Below are 1,382 nucleotides of genomic sequence, written 5' to 3'. Positions count from 1 at the left end.
CGGATGAGGCCCGGTTACCGGGTCGAATCTGGGCTCCGCAAGGGGGCTTAAGTCGTAACAAGGTAGCCGTAGGGGAATCTGCGGCTGGATCACCTCCACAGACCGGGATCAGGCCGACGCGCCTGACCCACCTTGCAGTTTGCGATATTGCGGCCACAATACGTGGCCCACACGTTCGATACGACCAACTCGACCTCGTTACGAGGTCATCGTTGGCCGATCGGGCACCTTTGAACTGTCGAAGCTAACGATTTGCTCCCTCTGGGCTCCGTTGAACCCAGAGGGGTGGGCCCATAGCTCAGTGGTAGAGTGCCTCCTTTGCAAGGAGGATGCCCAGGGTTCGAATCCCTGTGGGTCCATCTCTCGGAGCGGATCCGAATCGTGCCCCTTATAGGGGGCAAGCGATTCTGGTCTAATCCGAACGAAACCGATGCACCAGCCCGTGTAAACGTGGCTGGGAAGGGTTAATGCATGCTGCGTCTACAGCGTGCAGATGAGACCGTGTGTACGTGTAGTCCAGGCGTCCACTGGACCCGTTCCCGGGTCACGATTTGCTACAACATCCGTTGTAGCGCCGATCCGATGAACGTGGCTACTGTGCCAGCTGGTGGATCGCTCGGCTCGAGAGCTGAAGAAGGACGTGCCAAGCTGCGAAAAGCCTCAGGGACCCGCACGGAGGGAAAGAACTGAGGATCTCCGAATGGGAATCCCCACCGCAATTGCTTCGCGCAATGGGGAACGTCGAGAATTGAAACATCTTAGTATCGACAGGAAAAGAAAGCAAACGCGATGTCGTTAGTAATGGCGAATAAACGCGACGCAGTCCAAACCGAAGCCCTTACGGGCAATGTGGTGTTCGGACTGACTCTCAGCAACCGAAATGTTACACGAAGTCTCTTGGAACAGAGCACGAAACAGGGTGACAGTCCCGTACTGTAATTGAGTACGTTGTGCGTCAGCTCCAGAGTAGCGGGGGTTGGATATCCCTCGTGAATTCCGCGGGCATTGACCGCGAAGACTAAACACTCCTCGAGACCGATAGCGAACAAGTAGTGTGAACGAACGCTGAAAAGCACCCCACAAAGGGAGGTGCAATAGGGCGTGAAATCAGTTGGCGATAGAGCGATAGGGTATTCAAGGTCCTCTGTGAAACGACCGAGACGCGAGTCTCCTGTAGAAAACAGAGGAAGCCGGTGTTCTATCGTACGTTTTGAAAAACGAACCAGAGAGTGTGCCTGATTGACGAGTCTAACCTGAGTATCAGGGAAGGCGTAGGGAAACCGACATGGCCGCAGTCTTACGACGAGGGCCGCCGTGTTCAAGCGCGGGGAGTCAATCGGGCACGACCCGAAACCGGACGATCTAGACGTGAGCAAGGTGAA

1 tRNA gene and 2 rRNA genes are annotated in these 1,382 nt (G+C 55.6%); all 3 read left to right on the top strand.

From position 1 onward, the window contains the following. Positions 1–98, top strand: a 16S ribosomal RNA gene (locus AC6I6L_RS20655); the annotation flags it as partial. 189 nt (positions 99–287) lie between these two features. Then, positions 288–359: transfer RNA gene (locus AC6I6L_RS20650), tRNA-Ala, on the top strand. Between the two features lie 224 nt (positions 360–583). Beyond that, positions 584–1,382: ribosomal RNA gene (locus AC6I6L_RS20645) — 23S ribosomal RNA — on the top strand; the annotation flags it as partial.

This window comes from Halosolutus sp. DAT137 (assembly GCF_059736405.1).
This window is presented reverse-complemented; position numbering and strand designations above follow the sequence as displayed.